The sequence below is a fragment of the Delftia sp. Cs1-4 genome (assembly GCF_000214395.1).
Lineage (GTDB): Bacteria > Pseudomonadota > Gammaproteobacteria > Burkholderiales > Burkholderiaceae_C > Comamonas > Comamonas acidovorans.
The window spans coordinates 5,716,870-5,734,255 of the sequence record NC_015563.1; the positions used below are offsets into that span (position 1 = coordinate 5,716,870).

Consider the following 17,386-nt stretch of genomic DNA (forward strand, 5'->3'; position numbering starts at 1 on the left):
CGGCAATGACCGACGACGCGCGCGGGGCCTGGTATCTGGTTAAGCTGCGCGCATGTCTGAATCTGAAAGCGTTCGCCTGGCCAAGCGCCTGGCCGAACAGGAACAATGCTCGCGCCGCGAGGCCGAACTGCATATCACCGCCGGCAACGTCCAGGTGGACGGCAAGGTCGTGCAACTGCCCGAGACGCGCGTGCGCCCCGAGCAGCAGGTCACGCTGCGCAGCGGCGCCCAGCCCGAGGCCGTGCCGCCCGTCACCCTGCTGATGAACAAGCCTGCGGGCTACACCCAGGGCCGGCCCTATGGCCGGGTGCGCAGCGCCCACTCCCTGCTGGGCGAAGCCAGCATGGCCCAGGTGGACACGCCCATGCCGCTGCTGGTGCTGGCCCAGCATTTCAAGAACCTGGAATCCTTCCTGCCCCTGCCGCTGCCGGCCAGCGGCCTCATCGTCTACACCCAGGACAAGCGCGTGGCGCGCAAGCTGGGCGAGGAAGGCATGTGGCTGGAGCAGGAATGCATCGTCGGCGTCGAGGGCCAGATCCACGAGGACGGCCTGGAGCTGATGAAGGCCGGCCTGCCGATCGGCAAGCGCCAGCTGCCGCCCTGCCGCGTGAGCTGGCAGAACGAGAACCACCTGCGCTTTGCGCTCAAGGGCATCGCGCCCGACGAGATCGACGCCATGTGCACCGAAGTGGGCCTGCGCGTGGTCAGCCTGCGCCGCCTGCGCATTGGCCGCCTCTCTCTGGCCAAGGTGCCCGAAGGCCAGTGGCGCTACCTGATGCCCTGGGAGCGGTTCTAGGCCGGCATTGCCGGGTGCGCGGCGGGCAGCACATTCGGCAAATGAGAATCATTTCATAGAATGCGGGATTCCCGTGCTGCCTTCGGGCCTCCCGCATGCCTGCGCCCGCCTCTTCCTCTTCTTCCCTGCTGAGCACCTTCCAGGACAGCTACCACGAGCTGGTGCGCTTCGTGGCGCGCCGCGCCGGCCCGCAGGCCGCGCGCGACCTGGTGCATGACGCCTGGATACGCCTGGCCGAACGCCAGCGCGGCGAAAGCGATGCGCCCGCCGCGCCGGACAGTCCGCCAGGCGCCAGCCGCGCCTATCTCTACGCGGTGATGGAGAACATCGCCATCGACCACCTGCGCCATGGCCAGCGCACGGCCGAGCGCTTTGACACCAGCGCCAGGGAAGGCGAGCCGCCCTCCCCCCTCAGCCCCGATGTGGCCGACACCCATTCCTACCGCCAGGCCCTGGCCGGGGTCGAAGGCGCCCTGGCGCAGCTGCCCGCGCGCTGCCGCGACATCTTCCTGGCCGACCGCATCGAGGGCGCCTCGCATGCCGAGCTGGCCGAGCGCCACGGCGTCTCGGTCAAAACCGTGGAACGCGAGGTCATGCGCGCCATGGACAGCGTGGAAGCCTCGCTGCGCCGCTGGCGCGGAGACACCGCCGCACCCGCACCACGCACGGGCCGCCGCCGCGCCCTTTCCACCCTGCTGGGGATGGCGGGCCTGGGTGTCGGCAGCCCGGCGATGTGGCTGGCCTGGCGCCAGTGGATGCCGCAGTACCAGGTGCGGCTGGCCACGGCCACCGGCCGCCTGCTGAACCAGCCCCTGCCCGACGGCAGCAGCTTGACGCTGGACGCCGCCAGCCGCGCCGAGGTGGACTTCTACGCCACGCGCCGCCAGGTGCGGCTGCTGGCCGGCAGCGCCTTCTTCGCCGTGGCGCGCGACACGGAACGGCCCTTCGTGGTCCAGGCGGCGGACGTACAGGTCACCGTGCTGGGCACGCGCTTCGAGGTGGCGCTGGAGGACGATGCGGTGCTGGTCGCCGTCGATGCGGGCCGCGTGCAGGTGCGCGACGGCAGCGGCGCCCGGCATGAACTGGGTGCAGGCCAGCTGCTGCGCCTGGCGCCAGGCCAGACGGCCGCCGTGCAAACGGTTGCGGCAGTGGCCGCCTGGCGCGAGGGCTGGCTGGACTTCCAGAACACGCCGCTGGCCGAGGTGGCCCGGCGCCTGGAGCGCTACAGCCTGCAGCCACTGCGCGTGGAGCCCGACGCCGCCGCCCTGCCCGTGCTCGGGCGCGTGCGCATTGCGGCGGCCCAGGGCTGGCTGCGCATGCTGCCGCGCACCCTGCCGGTCAGCGTGCAGGAAGAGGTGCAGGAAAAGGAACAGGGCCCGGGAACCGGGCGCACCCTGGTCATCCGCCGCCGCAGCTGATGCGCTGATGCGCCCATGGCCCCGGTATGCACGGCGCATGCGCACCAGGCGTGAGGGAATGTCTGCGCCCGTTCGTATAGGCATGAGGACCCGGGAACGCGACGCATTCGCAGCCCGGGAATCGCCATTGCCCAGATCCGCCACGGGACCTTCCATGTCTTCATTCCCCTCCAAGCCTTCCCGCCTTGCCTGCCACCATGCCGTTGCCGCGGCCATCGCGCTGCTGGCCGTGCAGCTTTCTCCAGCCGCGCTGGCCCAGGCGGCACCGGCCCTGGCCACGGCCGCCAGCACCGACTTCCACATTCCCGCCCAGCCGCTGGACCAGGCGCTGGCCCAACTGGCCCGCCAGGCTGGCCTGCAGCTGCTGGCCGCGCCTGAACTGGTACAGGGCCGCCGTGCGCCCGCCGTGGAAGGGCGCCTGAGCACCGCCGCCGCCGTGGCCCGGCTGCTGCGCGGCAGCGGGCTGGAAGGCCATGTGAGCCAGGGCACGCTGGTGGTGGAAAAGCCCGCCGGCACCGTGGCCCTGCCCGAAGTCACGGTCTCCGCCGTGGGCGAGACCACGACCACCGAGGGCTCGGGCTCCTACACCACGGGGCTGATGAGCACCTCTACCAAGCTGCCGCTTTCCATCCGCGAGACGCCCCAGTCCCTCACCGTGGTCACGCGCCAGAAGATGGACGACCAGGGCATGCTGTCCATCGACGACGTGGCCAACAGCGCCACCGGCATCACCATCAACCGCTGGAGCGACGACCGGGCGCGCTATTTCTCGCGCGGGTTCGTGATCGGCTCCTTCCTGCAGGACGGCGTGCCCGTCTCGTATGAAACCGACACCTCCACCTACGACACCATGGCCATGTACGACCACGTGGAAGTGGTGCGCGGCCCCACGGGCCTGATGACGGGCGTGGGCGACCCTTCGGGCACGATCAACTTCGTGCGCAAGCGCGCGCCGCGCACCACCCAGCGCTCGGTCACCCTGCGCGGCGGCAGCTGGAACCAGGCCGTGGGCGAGGTCGATGTGGGCGGCGCCCTCAACGAGGACGGCTCGGCGCGCGGGCGTGTGGTGGCCTCGGCCCAGTCGCGCGACCACTTCATCGATGGCTACAGCAGCCGCCGCCAGCTGCTGTACGGCACCGCCGAGTTCGACCTGGGCCGCGACACCACGCTGAGCGTGGGCGGCTCCTATGTGAACGAGGACAACCCCGGCTCGCAATGGATGGGCGTGCCCATGGGCTTTGATGGCTCCTTCCTCGACATTGCGCGATCCAGGCGTTTCTCGCCCTCCTGGAGCAAATGGGACAAGAAGGAGGTCAGCCTGTTCGCCGACCTGGAGCACCGCTTCGACAACGGCTGGAAGGCCAGGCTGGCAGCGCGCGCCCTGCAGGCCAAGTCCGCGCTGGACGGCGCCTACCTGGTCTCGGGCGGCCTGGACGACCAGGGCCGCACGCGCTACGACGTGGCCGGCGGCCTGTACGACTACGACAAGCGCCAGCTCAGCCTCGATGCCTCGGCCCAGGGCCCCGTGCGCCTGTTCGGCCGCGAGCATGACCTGGCCTTCGGCGTCAGCCGCCGCACCATCCGCTGGAGCGACCAGGGCTACAGCTACCTGTCGCCCACGGGGGAATGGCTGATCGCCAATGGCGTCGATCCCTATACCTGGAACCCCGACTCGCTGGACCGCTCCGGCCTGCTGGCCGAAGACCTGTGGACGCGCCGCCAGAAGACCACGCTGACCTCGGCCTACGCCACGGGCCGCTTCCTGCTGGCCGAGCCACTGAACCTGATCGCCGGCGCGCGCCTGGACTGGTACGACTTCACCAACGTCCAGCGCCAGGGCAGTTGGAGCCGGGAGCGCGAATTCAGCGAGAAAGCCCATGCCACGCCCTATGCCGCGCTGACCTATGACATCAACAAGACCTACTCGGCCTATGCCAGCTACACCAGCATCTTCCGGCCGCAGGATTTTCTGGATGTCTCGGGCAGCATGCTGGCGCCGGTGGAGGGCCGCAATTTCGAGCTGGGCCTCAAGGGCAGCTACCTGGACGAGCGCGTGAACCTGGCCGTTGCCGTGTTCAACACCACGCAGGACAACCTGCCCCAGGCCATCGCGGACATCAACTCCTGCACGGTGAAGACCAATTGCTACCGCTCGGTGGGCAAGGTCAAGAGCAAGGGGCTGGACGTGGACATCAGCGGCGAGATCCTGCCGCGCCTGAACGCCGGCCTTGGCTATACCTTCACCCAGGCCAAGATCGCCAGCGACAGCACCGAAGGCGCCAAGGGCGCGCCCTATGCCAGCTACACGCCGCGCCACCAGCTCAAGCTGTCGGCCATGTACCACCTGGGCGGCGAGCTGGGCGCATGGCGCGTGGGCGGCGGCCTGCGCTACCAGAGCCGCACCACGTCCGAGTCGCTGACCAGCGCCGAAGGCTATGCAATCCGCCAGTCCGCCTATGCCGTGGCCGACCTGGTCATCGGCTATCGGGTGAACCGGCAGCTGGACCTGCAGATGAACGTCAGCAACCTGTTCGACCGCCGCTACTTCGAGACCCTGGGCACGAACAACGGCGGCAACTATTTCGGCGTGCCGCGCAGGCTGCTGCTGACGGCCAAATACCAGTTCTGAACCGCCCATGAAAATGCCCCGCCGGTGGCGGGGCATGGAAGAAAGTGTGAAGCGCGCCGATAAGCCGGATTCTGTGCACGCGGTTGCCCGCATGTGACCGCCATTAATCTGGGCCGGGCGTCGCCGCCCGGCTCGGTGCTACCTACCCGCACACTCCGGGGGCCCCGTCAACGTGTGCCTACTTGGTATTGCTGCGCGTAGAGATTGCCCGTTTCACCTTGGACGGTTCCCGTCCAAGGTGGCTGTGGGTTCCATGCTTGCGCATGGACCGTATGGCTTGCGCCATCCGGTTCGGCTTTCGCCGACCCACAGAACACCCGGGGGGAATTGTTCCGTCCAAACTCGTCTCTGTTGCTCTGATCCTCACCTCACGGTGGACAGCCGTTAGCTGCTACGCTGCCCTGTGCAGTCCGGACGTTCCTCCAGTGCCGTGTTTCCACGATTGCACCAGCGGCGGTCTGGCGTGCTTCACGGGCGGCATTATCTCGCGGCTTGGGCCGGGCTGCAGGCAGATGGCGCAACAGCCTCACGGCGGCATGCAGAACTCGCGGCGGAATTGTTCGGGTGAGGTGCCGGCCTCGCGCTGGAACATGGCGATGAAGGCCGAGGGCGTGCTGTAGCCCAGGTCATAGGCGATCTGCTGCACGCTCAGGCCGGCCTCCAGCGCATCGATGGCCAGCAGGTAGCGCATGCGCTGGCGCCATTCGCCCAGGCCCATGCCCAGCTCGCGCTGGCAGTGGCGCGCCAGGGTGCGCTCGGTCATGTGCACGCTGGCGGCCCATTGGGCCAGGCTGCGGTGGTCCTCGGGCGCAGCGCGCATGCGGGTCAGCACTTCGACCAGGGCCGGGTGTTCAGCGGCCGGCAGATATCCAGGCTCCACGGGAACGGCCCGCAACTGGTCGTAGAGCACACGGGCCAGGCGCAGGTCGGCGTCGGTGGCGGGAATGTGCACGTCGCGCACGGCAAAGTCGGCCAGTATGGCCTTGACGATGGCGCCGATGCGCATGGAGCACGGTTGCGCCGGCAGCTCCCTGCACAGCGCAGGCGCCAGGTAGACCGAGCGGTAGACCACGGCGTGCGCCACATGGCAGCTGTGCACCACGCCGGGCGGCACCCAGACGCCGTACTGCGGCGGCGAGACCCAGCGCTGGCCTGCCGTGTCCATGCACATGCTGCCGTGGGGCGTGTAGTTGAGGTGTCCCCAGCTGTGGCTGTGCGGCGGCACCTCGGTGTCGGCGCCGAATTCGTCGTAGCGGAAGTAGTACTCACCCGGCACATCCTCGACGTTCTGGATGTGCATGGGCTTGCTGGGACGGGGCATGGCGGATGGTCCGGGTTGCGCTATCGATTGTCCGAAACCAGGGATGCACTCCAAGTCGGACAGAACGATCATAGGACCAGTCTTAGGAGTCTTCCAATGGGGTCTTACCTTTTCCCTTTGATCGCCGTGCTCATCTGGTCGGTCAATACCGTGGTCAGCAAGATGGCGGCCGACAGCATCGGCGCGGCCGAGATCGGTTTCTACCGCTGGCTGGTGGCGGCCGTGCTGTTCACGCCTTTCCTTTTGCCGTCCATCTGGCGCCAGCGCGCCGACATCCGGCCGCTGCTGCCGCGCCTCATCGTGCTGGGGATGCTGGGCATGGTGATCTACCAGAGCCTGGCCTATTACGCGGCCCATATGACATCGGCCACGCACATGGGCCTGATCGGCTCGCTCACGCCCATGATGGTGCTGGGCCTGTCCACCGCCATGCTGGGCCAGGCGTTGAGCCGGGGCGCCGTGCTGGGCTGCGTGCTGGCCATTGCGGGCGTGGCCCTGGTGGTGTCTTCGGGGCAACCTGCCACCTTGCTCACCCAGGGCCTCAATGGCGGCGATGCGCTGATGTTCGTGGCCATGCTGGCCTATGCGGTCTACAACATCCTGCTCAAGCGCTGGCCCATGCCGCGCCTGGCCACGGTGCAACTGCTGTACCTGCAGATCCTGGTGGCCGTGATCGCGCAGCTACCGCTGTTCCTGATGGCGCCGCGCACGGGGCTGAACGCGACCAACCTGCCGCTGGTGGGCTTTGCGGGCATCATGGCCTCCATCGCCGCGCCGCTGCTGTGGATGATGTCGGTGGCGCGCATCGGCCCGGGCCGCTCCAGCATGTTCTTCAACCTGGTACCCATCTTCACGGCCGTGATCGCCTTCATGGCATTGGGTGAGCCCCTGGCGGCCTACCACGCCGTGGGCGGCGTGCTGACCATTGGCGGCCTGCTGCTGGCCGAGCTGTGGAAGCAGCCTTTGCGCGCACCGCGTGCCGCCGCCACCGCCTGAAAAATCAGGGTTTTCCCGAGCGCAAATGGTGCACGCATGCTGCATGCCGGTGCGGCGCCCGCACCAGCTCTGCCCATAAGAATTTGCATTCAGGCCTGCTCATAATTTCTTGTTGGACAGCCCTGTCCCGCCTTTCGATACTGCCGCCACAGGAACAGCTCCAGACGCCCGGCCGGTCTCACTGCAGACCCGCCAGCGCCTGAAGCCCCTGAGACACACGGGCCCCGCCCCGGTCCGTGTGCCCGCTGCACCGTCGAAGACAGGAGACACCCCATGAGCAGTCCGGCATCCGCCGCACATTCCCCCGCCCACGGCGCCGGCCAGGCATCGCCGCCCGACATGGACGCCACCTACCGCAAGATCGCCTGGCGCCTGATTCCCTTTCTGGTGCTGCTCTTCATCCTGGCGTGGATAGACCGCGTCAATGTCGGCTTCGCCAAGCTGCAGATGCTGGACGACCTGCAGTTCAGCGAGGCCATCTACGGCCTGGGTGCCGGCATCTTCTTCATCGGCTACTTTTTGTTCGAAGTACCCAGCAACCTGCTGCTGGAGAAGATCGGCGCACGCAAGACGCTGGCGCGCATCACCATCCTGTGGGGCGCGGCCTCCATGGCCATGGCCTATGTGACCACGCCCACCATGTTCTACGTGCTGCGCTTCATCTTGGGCGTGGTGGAGGCCGGCTTCTTCCCCGGCGTGGTGCTGTACCTGACCTACTGGTTCCCGGCCCGCCACCGGGCGCGCGTCAACGGCCTGTTCATGACCTCGTTCGCCATTGCGGGCGCCGTGGGCGGCCCCATTGCGGGCGCCATCATGAATGGCATGCAGGGCGTGGGCCATCTGTCCAACTGGCAGTGGCTGTTCATCCTGGAAGGCATTCCCTCGGTGATCGCCGGCTTCTTCGTGCTGCTGTACCTGCCCGAGAAGCCCGCCAACGCCAGGTGGCTGAGCCCGGCCGAGCAGCGCGCCGTGACCGCCGCCGTGGAGGCAGAGAACCAGGGCGGCCACAAGCATGTGTCCTTCCTGGACGCCTGCCGCAACTACCGCGTGTGGCTGTGCGCCGCCGTGTACTTCTGCATCGTCAGCGGCAACGCCACCATTGCCTTCTGGTCGCCGTCCATCATCAAGGAGATCGGCATCCAGAACACGCTGCAGATCGGCCTGATCTCGGCCATTCCCTTCCTGGCCGGCACCCTGGCCATGGTCTGGAACGGCATGCATTCGGACAAGACCGGCGAGCGCCGCATGCACTGCGCCCTGTCCGCGCTGATCGCGGCGGCGGGCCTGATCCTCACGGGCCTGTTCCTGCACAACGCCGTGCTCGCCCTGTGCGCGCTGACGCTGGCCTCCATCGGCATCCTCGCGGCCTTTCCCGTGTTCTGGTCGATTCCTGCCGCCTTCCTGGCCGGCACGGCGGCGGCCGGCGGCATTGCGCTGATCAACTCCATCGGCAACCTGGCCGGCTTCGTGGCGCCCTACATGATCGGCGCGCTCAAGACCAGCACGGGGTCGCTGTCCTCGGGCCTGTACTTCGTGGCCGCGCTGGAATTCATGGCCGCCTTCCTGGTCGTGCTCTTCGTCAAGAAGCAGTGATGCCTGCGCGCCGCACCGCGCGCGCCACTGCCCCCTCCTCTTTCCCACCGGGGCCTGCGGCCCCGCCTTTCCCTGGATCGCCTGCCATGCAACTGCAGTTCACCACCCCTGAGGGCCAGACCTTCGCCCCTGAATTCGACACCCTGATCGTCGCCGGCTGGGCCGGCCGCGACCGCGAGGCCATCGAGCACCACATCGAGGAGCTGGCCGCCATCGGCATCCCGCGCCCCAGCGCCGTGCCGCTGTACTACCGCATCTCCAGCAACCAGCTGAGCCAGCGCAGCGCGCTGCAGGTGCTGGGCCCGGACTCCTCGGGCGAGGTGGAGGTCTTCGTGTTCACGCACGAAGGCGAGATGTTCGTGAGCCTGGCCTCCGACCACACGGACCGCAAGCTGGAAGCCTACAGCGTGGCCTTTTCCAAGCAGGCCTGCGTCAAGCCCGTGGCCACCCAGGCCTGGCGCTTTGCCGACGTGGCCGGCCACTGGGATGAGCTCGTCGTGCGCTCGTGGATCGTGGAAGACGGCCGCGAGGTGCTCTACCAGGAAGGCACGCTGGCCAGCCTGCGCACGCCCCAGGACCTGATCGCAGGCTTCACGGGCGGCAAGGATCTGCTTCCCGCAGGCTGCGGCATGACCTGCGGCACGGTGGGCGCCATCGGCGGCATCCGCCCCTCGACGCAGTTCTCCATGGAGCTGTACGATCCCCGCAGCCAGCGTTCCATCCGCCACAGCTACCGCAGCGAACTGCTGGACGTCGTGGCCTGAGCCCCGACTCCGATCCGCCCACGCCCGCCTTCACCCACAGGACTTCCCACATGACCCAAGCCCTCCCCCTGCCCAGCCTGGAACTGGCATCACAGCGCCTGCATGGCGGCGAAACCACCTCGGTGCAGCTGACCGAGCAGGCCCTGGCCCGCACCATGTCGGGGGAAGGCCCCAAGGTGTTCACGCGCGTGTTCCAGGGCGCGGCCCTGGCCGAGGCCCGTGCCAGCGACGTGCTGCGTGCGGCCGGCCTGGCGCGCTCGCCCATCGAGGGCCTGCCGGTCTCGGTCAAGGACCTGTTCGACATCGCCGGCTTTCCCACGCTGGGCGGCTCGCGCCTGCTGGCCGACGCACCGCCCGCGCAGCGCACGGCCGAAGTGGTGCAGCGCCTGCGCCAGGCCGGCGCCGTCATCGTGGGCACGACCAACATGACCGAGTTCGCCTACTCGGGCCTGGGCATCAACCCGCACTACGGCACGCCGCGCAATCCCTGGCAGCGTGACGAGGACGGCGGCCGCATCCCGGGTGGCTCGTCCTCGGGCGCGGCCATCTCGGTCACCGACGGCATGGCCATGGCGGCCATCGGCTCGGACACGGGCGGCTCGGTGCGCATTCCTTCGGCGCTGTGCGGGCTCACGGGCTTCAAGCCCACGGCGCGCCGCGTGAGCATGGAGGGCGTGCTGCCGCTGTCGGCCAACCTGGACTCCATCGGCCCGCTGGCCCCCAGCGTGCGCTGCTGCGCCACGCTGGACGCCATCCTCAGCGGCGAGCCGCTGGGCGAGCTGCATGCCGCGCCGCTGCAGGGCCTGCGCCTGCTGGCACCCACCAACGTGGTGCTGGACGGCATGGACGCCACCGTGGCCGCCGCTTGGGAGCGCACGCTGACCCTGCTGTCGCAGGCGGGCGCCCACATCACCCATGCCGTGGTCGCGCCCTTCGGCGAGCTGGCCGACATCAATTCCAAGGGCGGCTTCACGGCCGCCGAGGCCTGGGCCTGGCACCGCCACCACATCGCCACACGCCTGTCCGAGTACGACCCGCGCGTGGGCACGCGCATCCTGCGCGGCAAGGACATCAGCGCGGCCGACTACATCGACCTGCTGGCACGCCGCAGGCAGTGGATTGCCGCCGTCAGCGCCCAGATGGCCGACCATGACCTGATCGTCATGCCAACCGTGCCCGTGGTCGCCCCGAAGATCGCCGACCTCACGCAGAGCGACGAGGCCTACTTCGGCGCCAACGGCCTGATCCTGCGCAACCCCACGCTGATCAACTTCCTCGACGGCTGCGCCATCTCCCTGCCCTGCCAGCGCGCAGGCGAGGCGCCCGTGGGCCTGAGCCTGGCCGGCCTCGGCGGGCAGGACCGGCGACTGCTGTCCGTGGCCCTGGCCGTGGAGCAGCTGCTGGCTTCGGCGCAGGGCTGATCGACCAGGTGGCCTCGGGCCTAGCCGCCCAGGCCGCTGCCCGGCAGCCGCGCCACGGCCTGGCCGTGGTTCAGCGCAAAGGCGGCGGCGGTCTCCTCGGCCGCGCGCGCCACCACTTCGGTCAGCGGGTTCTGGTGATCGTTGCGAAAGCAGGCCACCAGCGGCAGCGAGGGGAACTCCCGGTCCACGCGCAGCAGGCGCAGGCGCTGCTCGGCCAGCTCGCGCTGGATGATGGCCGGCGGCACGGCGGCCACGCCCAGGCCGTCGCAAACCACGCGGATCATGGTCGCCACCGAGGCGATGCAGTTCAGGTGCACCGAGGCGCTGCTTTCGGTGGAGAACAACTGCTCGATCACCGCATACGGCTCGGAGCCGCGCGCAAAGCACATGATGGGAAAGGCCGCCAGCTCGGCCAGGCTCAGGGTCTCGTCGCCAATGCCCAGCTTGGGGCTGCCCACCCAGGCCATGGGAAATTCACCCAGCGACAGATGGCCCACGCCAGCCGCCGTCACGGGCTTGGCCTGCAGCGACAGGTCCAGCTGGCCCTTCACCAATTGATCGGACATGTGCAGCGTGGTGTCGCAGGCGATCTCCACCTGCAGGCGCGGATAGCGCTGCTGCAGCAGCGCCAGAAAGTTGGGAAACCAGCTGTGCACGATGGACTCGATGGCGCCGATGCGGATCACGCCGGCATAGGCCTGCTTGTCCAGCATGTCCTCGCGCATCTCGCGCATGAGGCGCAGCATGCGCTCAGCATGGACCAGGGCCTTGGCGCCGTCGGCCGTCAGCGTGACCTCGCGCACGCCACGGTCGAACAGGCGCACGCCGAACTCCTGCTCCAGCGTGGCGATGCGGCTGGAGACGGCGGCCTGCGTGGTGTACAGCCGCTCGGCCGTCATGCGGAAATTGCGCAGCTCGGCCAGCAAGACAAAGGTTTCCAGGAACCGTAGATTCATGCGGCGATGTTAGCCGTCCAGGCCATATCGATATAGCCCATGCATAGAACAGCTGCGTGCACAATGAATGCCTGGTTTTCGCGCAGCGTCTGCGCGCCACCCCCGACTGTCCAACCACCACCCCAACTCGCGGAGGTCCGATGAGAGCTGACAACATCCTGCAAACGATTGGCAACACGCCCCATGTGCGCATCAACCGCCTGTTCGGCGCCGGTGCCAATGTGTGGATCAAGTCCGAGCGCGGCAACCCCGGCGGCTCCATCAAGGACCGCATCGCCCTGGCCATGGTCGAGGACGCCGAGAAGTCCGGCGCCCTGCAGCCCGGCGGCACCATCATCGAGCCCACCAGCGGCAACACCGGCGTCGGCCTGGCCCTGGTGGCCGCCGTCAAGGGCTACAAGCTGGTGCTGGTCATGCCCGAGAGCATGAGCATCGAGCGCCGCCGCCTGATGCTGGCCTACGGCGCCAGCTTCGACCTCACGCCCAAGGAAAAGGGCATGAAGGGCGCCATCGCCCGCGCCCAGGAACTGGCCAGCCAGACGCCCGGCGCCTGGATTCCCCAGCAGTTCGAGAACCCCGCCAACATCGACGTGCATGTGCGCACCACGGCCCAGGAAATCCTGGCCGACTTCCCCGAAGGCCTGGATGTGCTGATCACCGGCGTGGGCACGGGCGGCCACCTGACCGGCGTGGCCAAGGTGCTCAAGGCCAGGTTCCCCCAGCTCAAGGTCTTTGCCGTGGAGCCTGCCGCCTCGCCCGTGATCTCGGGCGGCCAGCCCTCGCCCCACCCCATCCAGGGCATTGGCGCAGGCTTCGTGCCCAAGAACCTGGACACCAGCCTGCTGGACGGCGTGATCCAGGTCGAGGCCGAACCCGCGCGCGAGTACGCACGCCGCTCGGCCCGCGAGGAAGGCATCCTGGTCGGCATCTCCTCGGGCGCGACCCTGGCCGCCATTGCGCAAAAGCTGCCCGAGCTGCCCGCAGGCGCCAAGGTGCTGGGCTTCAACTACGACACGGGCGAGCGCTACCTGTCGGTGGAAGGCTTCCTGCCGGCCTGACGGCGGCAAGCCCCGTCCGCTGCAGTGCACTGCACTGCGGCATGAAACACAAGGCCTCGCAAGAGGCCTTTTTTGTTGCCGCCAGCGGCATGCTGCATTCCCCGTTCGCGCACAACGAAGCGGCCCCGGACGCGGACAATCTTCCCCACGGCGCGGTGTTCCCCCTGCACTGAAATCCGGGCGCGAACCCACGCGTAGGACAGTTGTGTGGAGATTTCTTACAAAACATGTTGCGCCCAAAGGTCATGCTGAACGCGCATCGGGCAAACCCGACTCTGGCCTACGATGGTCTGACCAAGGAGTAAAAAAATCTTGTTCGGTTTCTTTGAAAAACGCGTTCCGCCCTATCCCAGCGTCGAGCCCACGGTCCCTCCCAAGGGATTTTTTGCCTTCATCTGGGCCTGCACGCAAGGCATGCGCGGCTGGATCGCGCTGCTGACCTGCACCTCGGCGCTGCTGGCCGTCTACGAGGCGGCGCTGTTCGCCCTCATGGGCCATGTGGTGGACTGGTTGTCCACGGTGTCGCCGGCTGGTTTCTGGGCAGAGCAGCGCGGCACGGTGTGGGGCATTGCTGCCGTCCTGCTGTCCAGCGTGCTGCTGCTGGCCTTTCACACGGCGGTGATGCACCAGGTGCTGGCCATCAACTTCCCGATGCGGCTGCGCTGGGTGTTCCACCGGCTGATGCTGGGCCAGAGCATGTCGTTCTATGCCGACGAGTTCGCGGGCCGCATCACCACCAAGATCATGCAGACCGCGCTGTCGGTGCGCGAAGTGGTGTTCATGGTGGTCGATGTGCTGGTGGGCGTGAGCGTCTACATGATCGGCATCCTGATCCTGGCGGCCAGCTTCGAGTGGCGGCTGATGATTCCGTTTGCGCTGTGGCTGGCCGCCTATATCGGCGCCTGCTGCTACTTCGTTCCGCGCCTGGGCAAGATCGGCAAGGAGCAGGCCGATGCACGCTCCATGATGACGGGCCGCGTGACCGATGCCTATACCAACATCGCCACCGTCAAGCTGTTCGCCCACACGCGCCGCGAGGCCGAGTACGCGCGCAACGCCATGGAGGCCTTCAAGTCCACGGGCTATGCGCAGATGCGGCTGGTCAGCCAGTTCGAGATCGTCAACCACCTGATGATCACGATGCTGCTGGTGGGCTCGGCGGGCACGGCGCTGTACCTGTGGTCGGCCGGACAGGCCAGCGCAGGCGTGGTGGCGGCCATCATCGCCATGGCGCTGCGCCTGATGGGCTATTCGCACTGGGTGATGTGGCAGATGACGGGCCTGTTCGAGAACGTGGGCACCATCCAGGACGGCATCCTCACGCTGACCAAGCCGCGCACCATCGTGGATGCGCCCGACGCCAGGCCGCTGCAGGTCACGCACGGCGCCATCGCCTTCGAGGACCTGAGCTTTGCCTACAAGGACGGCGGCAAGCAGGTGATCGACCACCTGAACCTGCACATCCGCGCCGGCGAGCGCATCGGCCTGATCGGCCGCTCGGGCGCGGGCAAGTCCACGCTGGTGAACCTGCTGCTGCGCTTCCATGAAGCCCAGGGCGGGCGCATCACCATCGACGGCCAGGACATCCGCACCGTCACGCAGGACAGCCTGCGCGGCGCGGTGGGCATGGTCACGCAGGACACCTCGCTGCTGCACCGCTCCATGCGCGACAACATCCTCTACGGCCGCCCCGACGCGACCGAGCAGGAGATGCTGGCCGCCGCGCAGAAGGCCGAGGCCTCGGACTTCATCGCCACGCTGACCGACCTCAAGGGCCGTGGCGGCTACGACGCCCAGGTGGGCGAGCGCGGCGTCAAGCTGTCGGGCGGCCAGCGCCAGCGCGTGGCGATTGCGCGCGTCATGCTCAAGGACGCGCCCATCCTGCTGCTGGACGAGGCCACCAGCGCGCTGGACAGCGAGGTCGAGGCGGCCATCCAGCAAAGCCTGGACAGCCTCATGCACGGCAAGACCGTGATCGCCATCGCCCACAGGCTCTCGACCATCGCGGCCATGGACCGGCTCATCGTCATGGACCAGGGCCACATCGTCGAGCAGGGCACGCACCAGCAACTGCTGGAGCTGGGCGGCATCTACGCCAAGCTGTGGTCGCACCAGAGCGGCGGCTTCCTCGCAGAGCAGGGCTCGGAAGCTGCCAACGCCAACGGCTAGACGCTCGCCAGATCCCGGTCCAGCTGCGTATGCAAGGTATAGCGGCTGGCCGGGTGCAAGGTCACGCTGAGGTCCATCAACTCCCCATCGGTATCCAGGTAGCGGCGCACGATCTTCAGCGCCGCTGACCCGGCCGGGGCCTGCAATTCCTCCGACAGCGCATCCGGAATGAGCGCCCCCACCACGGCCTGCCGCACCCGCGCGATGCGCAGGCCGTACTGCTGCTCCAGCAGGCTGCTGACCAGCAACTCGGGCGCGGCGCGCACGCGCTCGGCCAGTTCCTGCGTGTCAAAGCGCTGCGCATCCACATAGACCACGGTCCAGGCAATGGGCAGGTGCGGCGCGGCGCCGTCGCGGCGCAGGCTGCAGATGGCCAGCCAGCGGCTGCCGGCCGGGCAGTCCAGTTCGGCGGCCAGGTCCTGGTCCAGCACCACCTCCTCGATGCGCCGCACCTCGCGCACATGGGTGGCGCCGAACTGCACCAGGTCCTCCAGCGAGGTCAGCGCCTGGCGGTAGTGCGCATGGGGCTGCGCCGCCTCCACGCGCGTGCCCACCTTCTTGCGCCGCGATACCAGCCCTGACTGCTGCAACTCGGCAATCGCGGCGCGCACGGTGTGGCGGCTCACGCCATAGCGGTCGCACAGCTCCAGCTCGGTGGGCAGCAGGGCGCCCACGGCGTATTCACCCGAGGCAATGCGCTCGGACAGGTCGCGCGCCACCTGGGCATAGCGTGTCTCAGCCATGGGCGCAGGCCCTCACCCCAGGCAAACCCGGATGTTCGTAATGTACGTACATAAATAAAAATATCGATATGTCCGAACTTAATTGCAATTGCGCACCATGACCCTTCCGTCCTTCACCTCCAGCACCGCCATCGATTCGCTGCTGTTCCGCGACGCCTTCGGCACCCCGGCCATGCGCGCCATCTTCGCCGACAGCGCGCTGGTGTCGCGCTACATCGAGGTCGAGGTCGCGCTGGCACGCGCCCAGGGCCGCTGCGGCGTGATTCCGGCCGAGGCCGCACACGAGATCGCGCAGCGCTGCAGCCTCGAAGCGCTGGACTTCGAGCTGCTGCGCAAGGAAACCGACATTGTCGGCTACCCCATCCTGCCGCTGGTGCACCAGTTGGTGAAACAGTGCGGCGACGCAGGCCGCTACATCCACTGGGGCGCCACCACCCAGGACATCATGGACACGGCCACCGTGCTGCAGGTGCGCGATGCGCTGGACCTGGTCGATGCCGACATCGCCGCGCTGCGAACCATCCTGGCCGACCTGGCAGAGCGCCACCGCGACACGCCCATGGCCGGCCGCACGCACCTGCAGCACGCCCTGCCCATCACCTTCGGCTACAAGGCCGCCATCTGGCTGGCCATGTTCGACCGCCATGCCCAGCGCCTGCAGGAACTGCGCCCGCGCGTGCTGGTGGGCCAGTTCGCGGGGGCGGCAGGCACGCTGGCCTCGCTGAGCGGACGGGGCCTGGAAGTGCAGCAATTGCTGATGGAAAAACTGGGCCTGGGCGTGCCCGCCACCACCTGGCATGTGGCGCGCGACGGCCTGGCCGAGGCCGTGAATTTCCTGGCCCTGGTCACCGGCTCGCTGGGCAAGATCGCCTACGACGTGATGCTGCTTTCCTCCACCGAGTTCGGCGAGGTGTTCGAGCCCTTCGTCACCGGGCGCGGCGCCAGCAGCACCATGCCGCAAAAGCGCAACGCCATCTCCAGCGAGCTGATGCTGGCCGCCTCCAAGGCCGTGCGCCAGCATGCGGGCCTGATGCTGGACGCCATGGTCCAGGACCTGGAGCGCGCCACCGGCCCCTGGCACGCCGAATGGGTGGCCCTGCCCGAGAGCTTCGTGCTCTCGGCTGGCGCCCTGCACCAGGCGCGCTTCATGCTGGGCGGCCTCATCGTCGATCCCGAACGCATGGCCCGCAACCTGGACATGACCGACGGCCTGATCGTGGCCGAGGCCGTGATGATGGGCCTGGCCCCGCACACGGGCCGCCAGCAGGCGCACGACATCGTCTATGCCGCCTGCCGCAGCGTCAACGCCGAGGGCGGCACGCTGGCCGATGCGCTGGCCCGCCTGCCCGAAGTCACGGCCCATTTCGACCGCGCGGTGCTGCAGCGCCTCACCGACCCGCGCAACTACCTGGGCGAGGCCCCGCAGATGGTGGACCGCGCCCTTGCGCTGTCGCGCGCCCATACAGCCAGCGGCCGCTGACACTCCGGCCCAGGACAGAACACAGCACTACAGGAGACAACA

Annotated in this window: 14 protein-coding genes and 1 other RNA gene; 11 read left to right on the top strand and 4 right to left on the bottom strand. The window is 68.2% G+C overall.

The window, feature by feature from the left end; translation table 11 throughout:
- Window positions 1-52 precede the first annotated feature (52 nt).
- From DELCS14_RS25110 to DELCS14_RS25120, 3 genes are all read left to right on the top strand, one after another.
- Window positions 53-796: a S4 domain-containing protein gene (locus DELCS14_RS25110; protein WP_012203381.1), complete on the top strand. Its 744-nt coding sequence runs from the start codon at window positions 53-55 to the stop codon at window positions 794-796.
- A 95-nt stretch (window positions 797-891) separates the two neighbouring features.
- On the top strand, window positions 892-2,214 hold the full coding sequence (locus DELCS14_RS25115; protein ID WP_013804119.1) for a sigma-70 family RNA polymerase sigma factor: 1,323 nt from the start codon (window positions 892-894) through the stop codon (window positions 2,212-2,214).
- A 154-nt stretch (window positions 2,215-2,368) separates the two neighbouring features.
- Entirely contained in the window at window positions 2,369-4,843 is a 2,475-nt protein-coding gene (locus tag DELCS14_RS25120; protein WP_013804120.1) for a TonB-dependent siderophore receptor, read from the top strand.
- 44 nt (window positions 4,844-4,887) lie between these two features.
- Here DELCS14_RS25120 and rnpB read toward each other — a convergent pair.
- Both rnpB and DELCS14_RS25125 read right to left on the bottom strand, forming a co-directional pair.
- Window positions 4,888-5,313, bottom strand: an RNA gene (gene rnpB, locus DELCS14_RS29605) — RNase P RNA component class A.
- Window positions 5,314-5,369: 56 nt separating this feature from the next.
- Window positions 5,370-6,164 carry a helix-turn-helix transcriptional regulator gene (locus tag DELCS14_RS25125; RefSeq protein ID WP_013804121.1) on the bottom strand — a complete coding sequence of 265 codons (795 nt, stop codon included), beginning with the start codon at window positions 6,162-6,164 and terminating at the stop codon, window positions 5,370-5,372.
- 96 nt (window positions 6,165-6,260) lie between these two features.
- Between DELCS14_RS25125 and DELCS14_RS25130 the strand changes: the two genes are divergently transcribed.
- From DELCS14_RS25130 to DELCS14_RS25145, 4 genes are all read left to right on the top strand, one after another.
- A complete protein-coding gene (locus tag DELCS14_RS25130) occupies window positions 6,261-7,160 on the top strand; it encodes a DMT family transporter (protein WP_012203377.1) in 900 nt (299 codons plus the stop codon).
- A 273-nt stretch (window positions 7,161-7,433) separates the two neighbouring features.
- Window positions 7,434-8,753 carry an MFS transporter gene (locus tag DELCS14_RS25135; protein ID WP_013804122.1) on the top strand — a complete coding sequence of 440 codons (1,320 nt, stop codon included), beginning with the start codon at window positions 7,434-7,436 and terminating at the stop codon, window positions 8,751-8,753.
- A gap of 86 nt (window positions 8,754-8,839) precedes the next feature.
- The gene (locus tag DELCS14_RS25140) at window positions 8,840-9,517 is read left to right on the top strand and encodes a DUF2848 domain-containing protein (protein ID WP_013804123.1); all 678 of its coding nucleotides are present in this window, start codon (window positions 8,840-8,842) and stop codon (window positions 9,515-9,517) included.
- Window positions 9,518-9,567: 50 nt separating this feature from the next.
- Window positions 9,568-10,938 carry an amidase gene (locus DELCS14_RS25145; protein WP_013804124.1) on the top strand — a complete coding sequence of 457 codons (1,371 nt, stop codon included), beginning with the start codon at window positions 9,568-9,570 and terminating at the stop codon, window positions 10,936-10,938.
- Between the two features lie 20 nt (window positions 10,939-10,958).
- Here DELCS14_RS25145 and DELCS14_RS25150 read toward each other — a convergent pair whose 3' ends face one another.
- A complete protein-coding gene (locus DELCS14_RS25150; protein WP_013804125.1) occupies window positions 10,959-11,894 on the bottom strand; it encodes a LysR family transcriptional regulator in 936 nt (311 codons plus the stop codon).
- A 140-nt stretch (window positions 11,895-12,034) separates the two neighbouring features.
- Here DELCS14_RS25150 and cysK point away from each other — a divergent pair, with 140 nt between their 5' ends.
- From cysK to DELCS14_RS25160, 3 genes are all read left to right on the top strand, one after another.
- Entirely contained in the window at window positions 12,035-12,952 is a 918-nt protein-coding gene (cysK, locus tag DELCS14_RS25155; protein ID WP_013804126.1) for a cysteine synthase A, read from the top strand.
- A 41-nt stretch (window positions 12,953-12,993) separates the two neighbouring features.
- Window positions 12,994-13,125, top strand: a complete 132-nt coding sequence (locus DELCS14_RS31440) for a hypothetical protein (RefSeq protein WP_013804127.1) — start codon at window positions 12,994-12,996, stop codon at window positions 13,123-13,125.
- Between the two features lie 139 nt (window positions 13,126-13,264).
- Window positions 13,265-15,121, top strand: coding sequence for an ABC transporter ATP-binding protein (locus DELCS14_RS25160; RefSeq protein WP_013804128.1), 1,857 nt, complete (start codon window positions 13,265-13,267; stop codon window positions 15,119-15,121).
- Here the strand turns inward: DELCS14_RS25160 and DELCS14_RS25165 are convergent.
- Window positions 15,118-15,864 (bottom strand): GntR family transcriptional regulator, encoded by a 747-nt coding sequence (locus DELCS14_RS25165; protein ID WP_013804129.1) that lies wholly within the window; start codon window positions 15,862-15,864, stop codon window positions 15,118-15,120. The genes DELCS14_RS25160 and DELCS14_RS25165 overlap by 4 nt on opposite strands.
- Window positions 15,865-15,961: 97 nt before the next feature.
- Between DELCS14_RS25165 and pcaB the strand changes: the two genes are divergently transcribed.
- Window positions 15,962-17,344: a 3-carboxy-cis,cis-muconate cycloisomerase gene (gene pcaB, locus DELCS14_RS25170; RefSeq protein ID WP_013804130.1), complete on the top strand. Its 1,383-nt coding sequence runs from the start codon at window positions 15,962-15,964 to the stop codon at window positions 17,342-17,344.
- Window positions 17,345-17,386 lie beyond the last annotated feature (42 nt).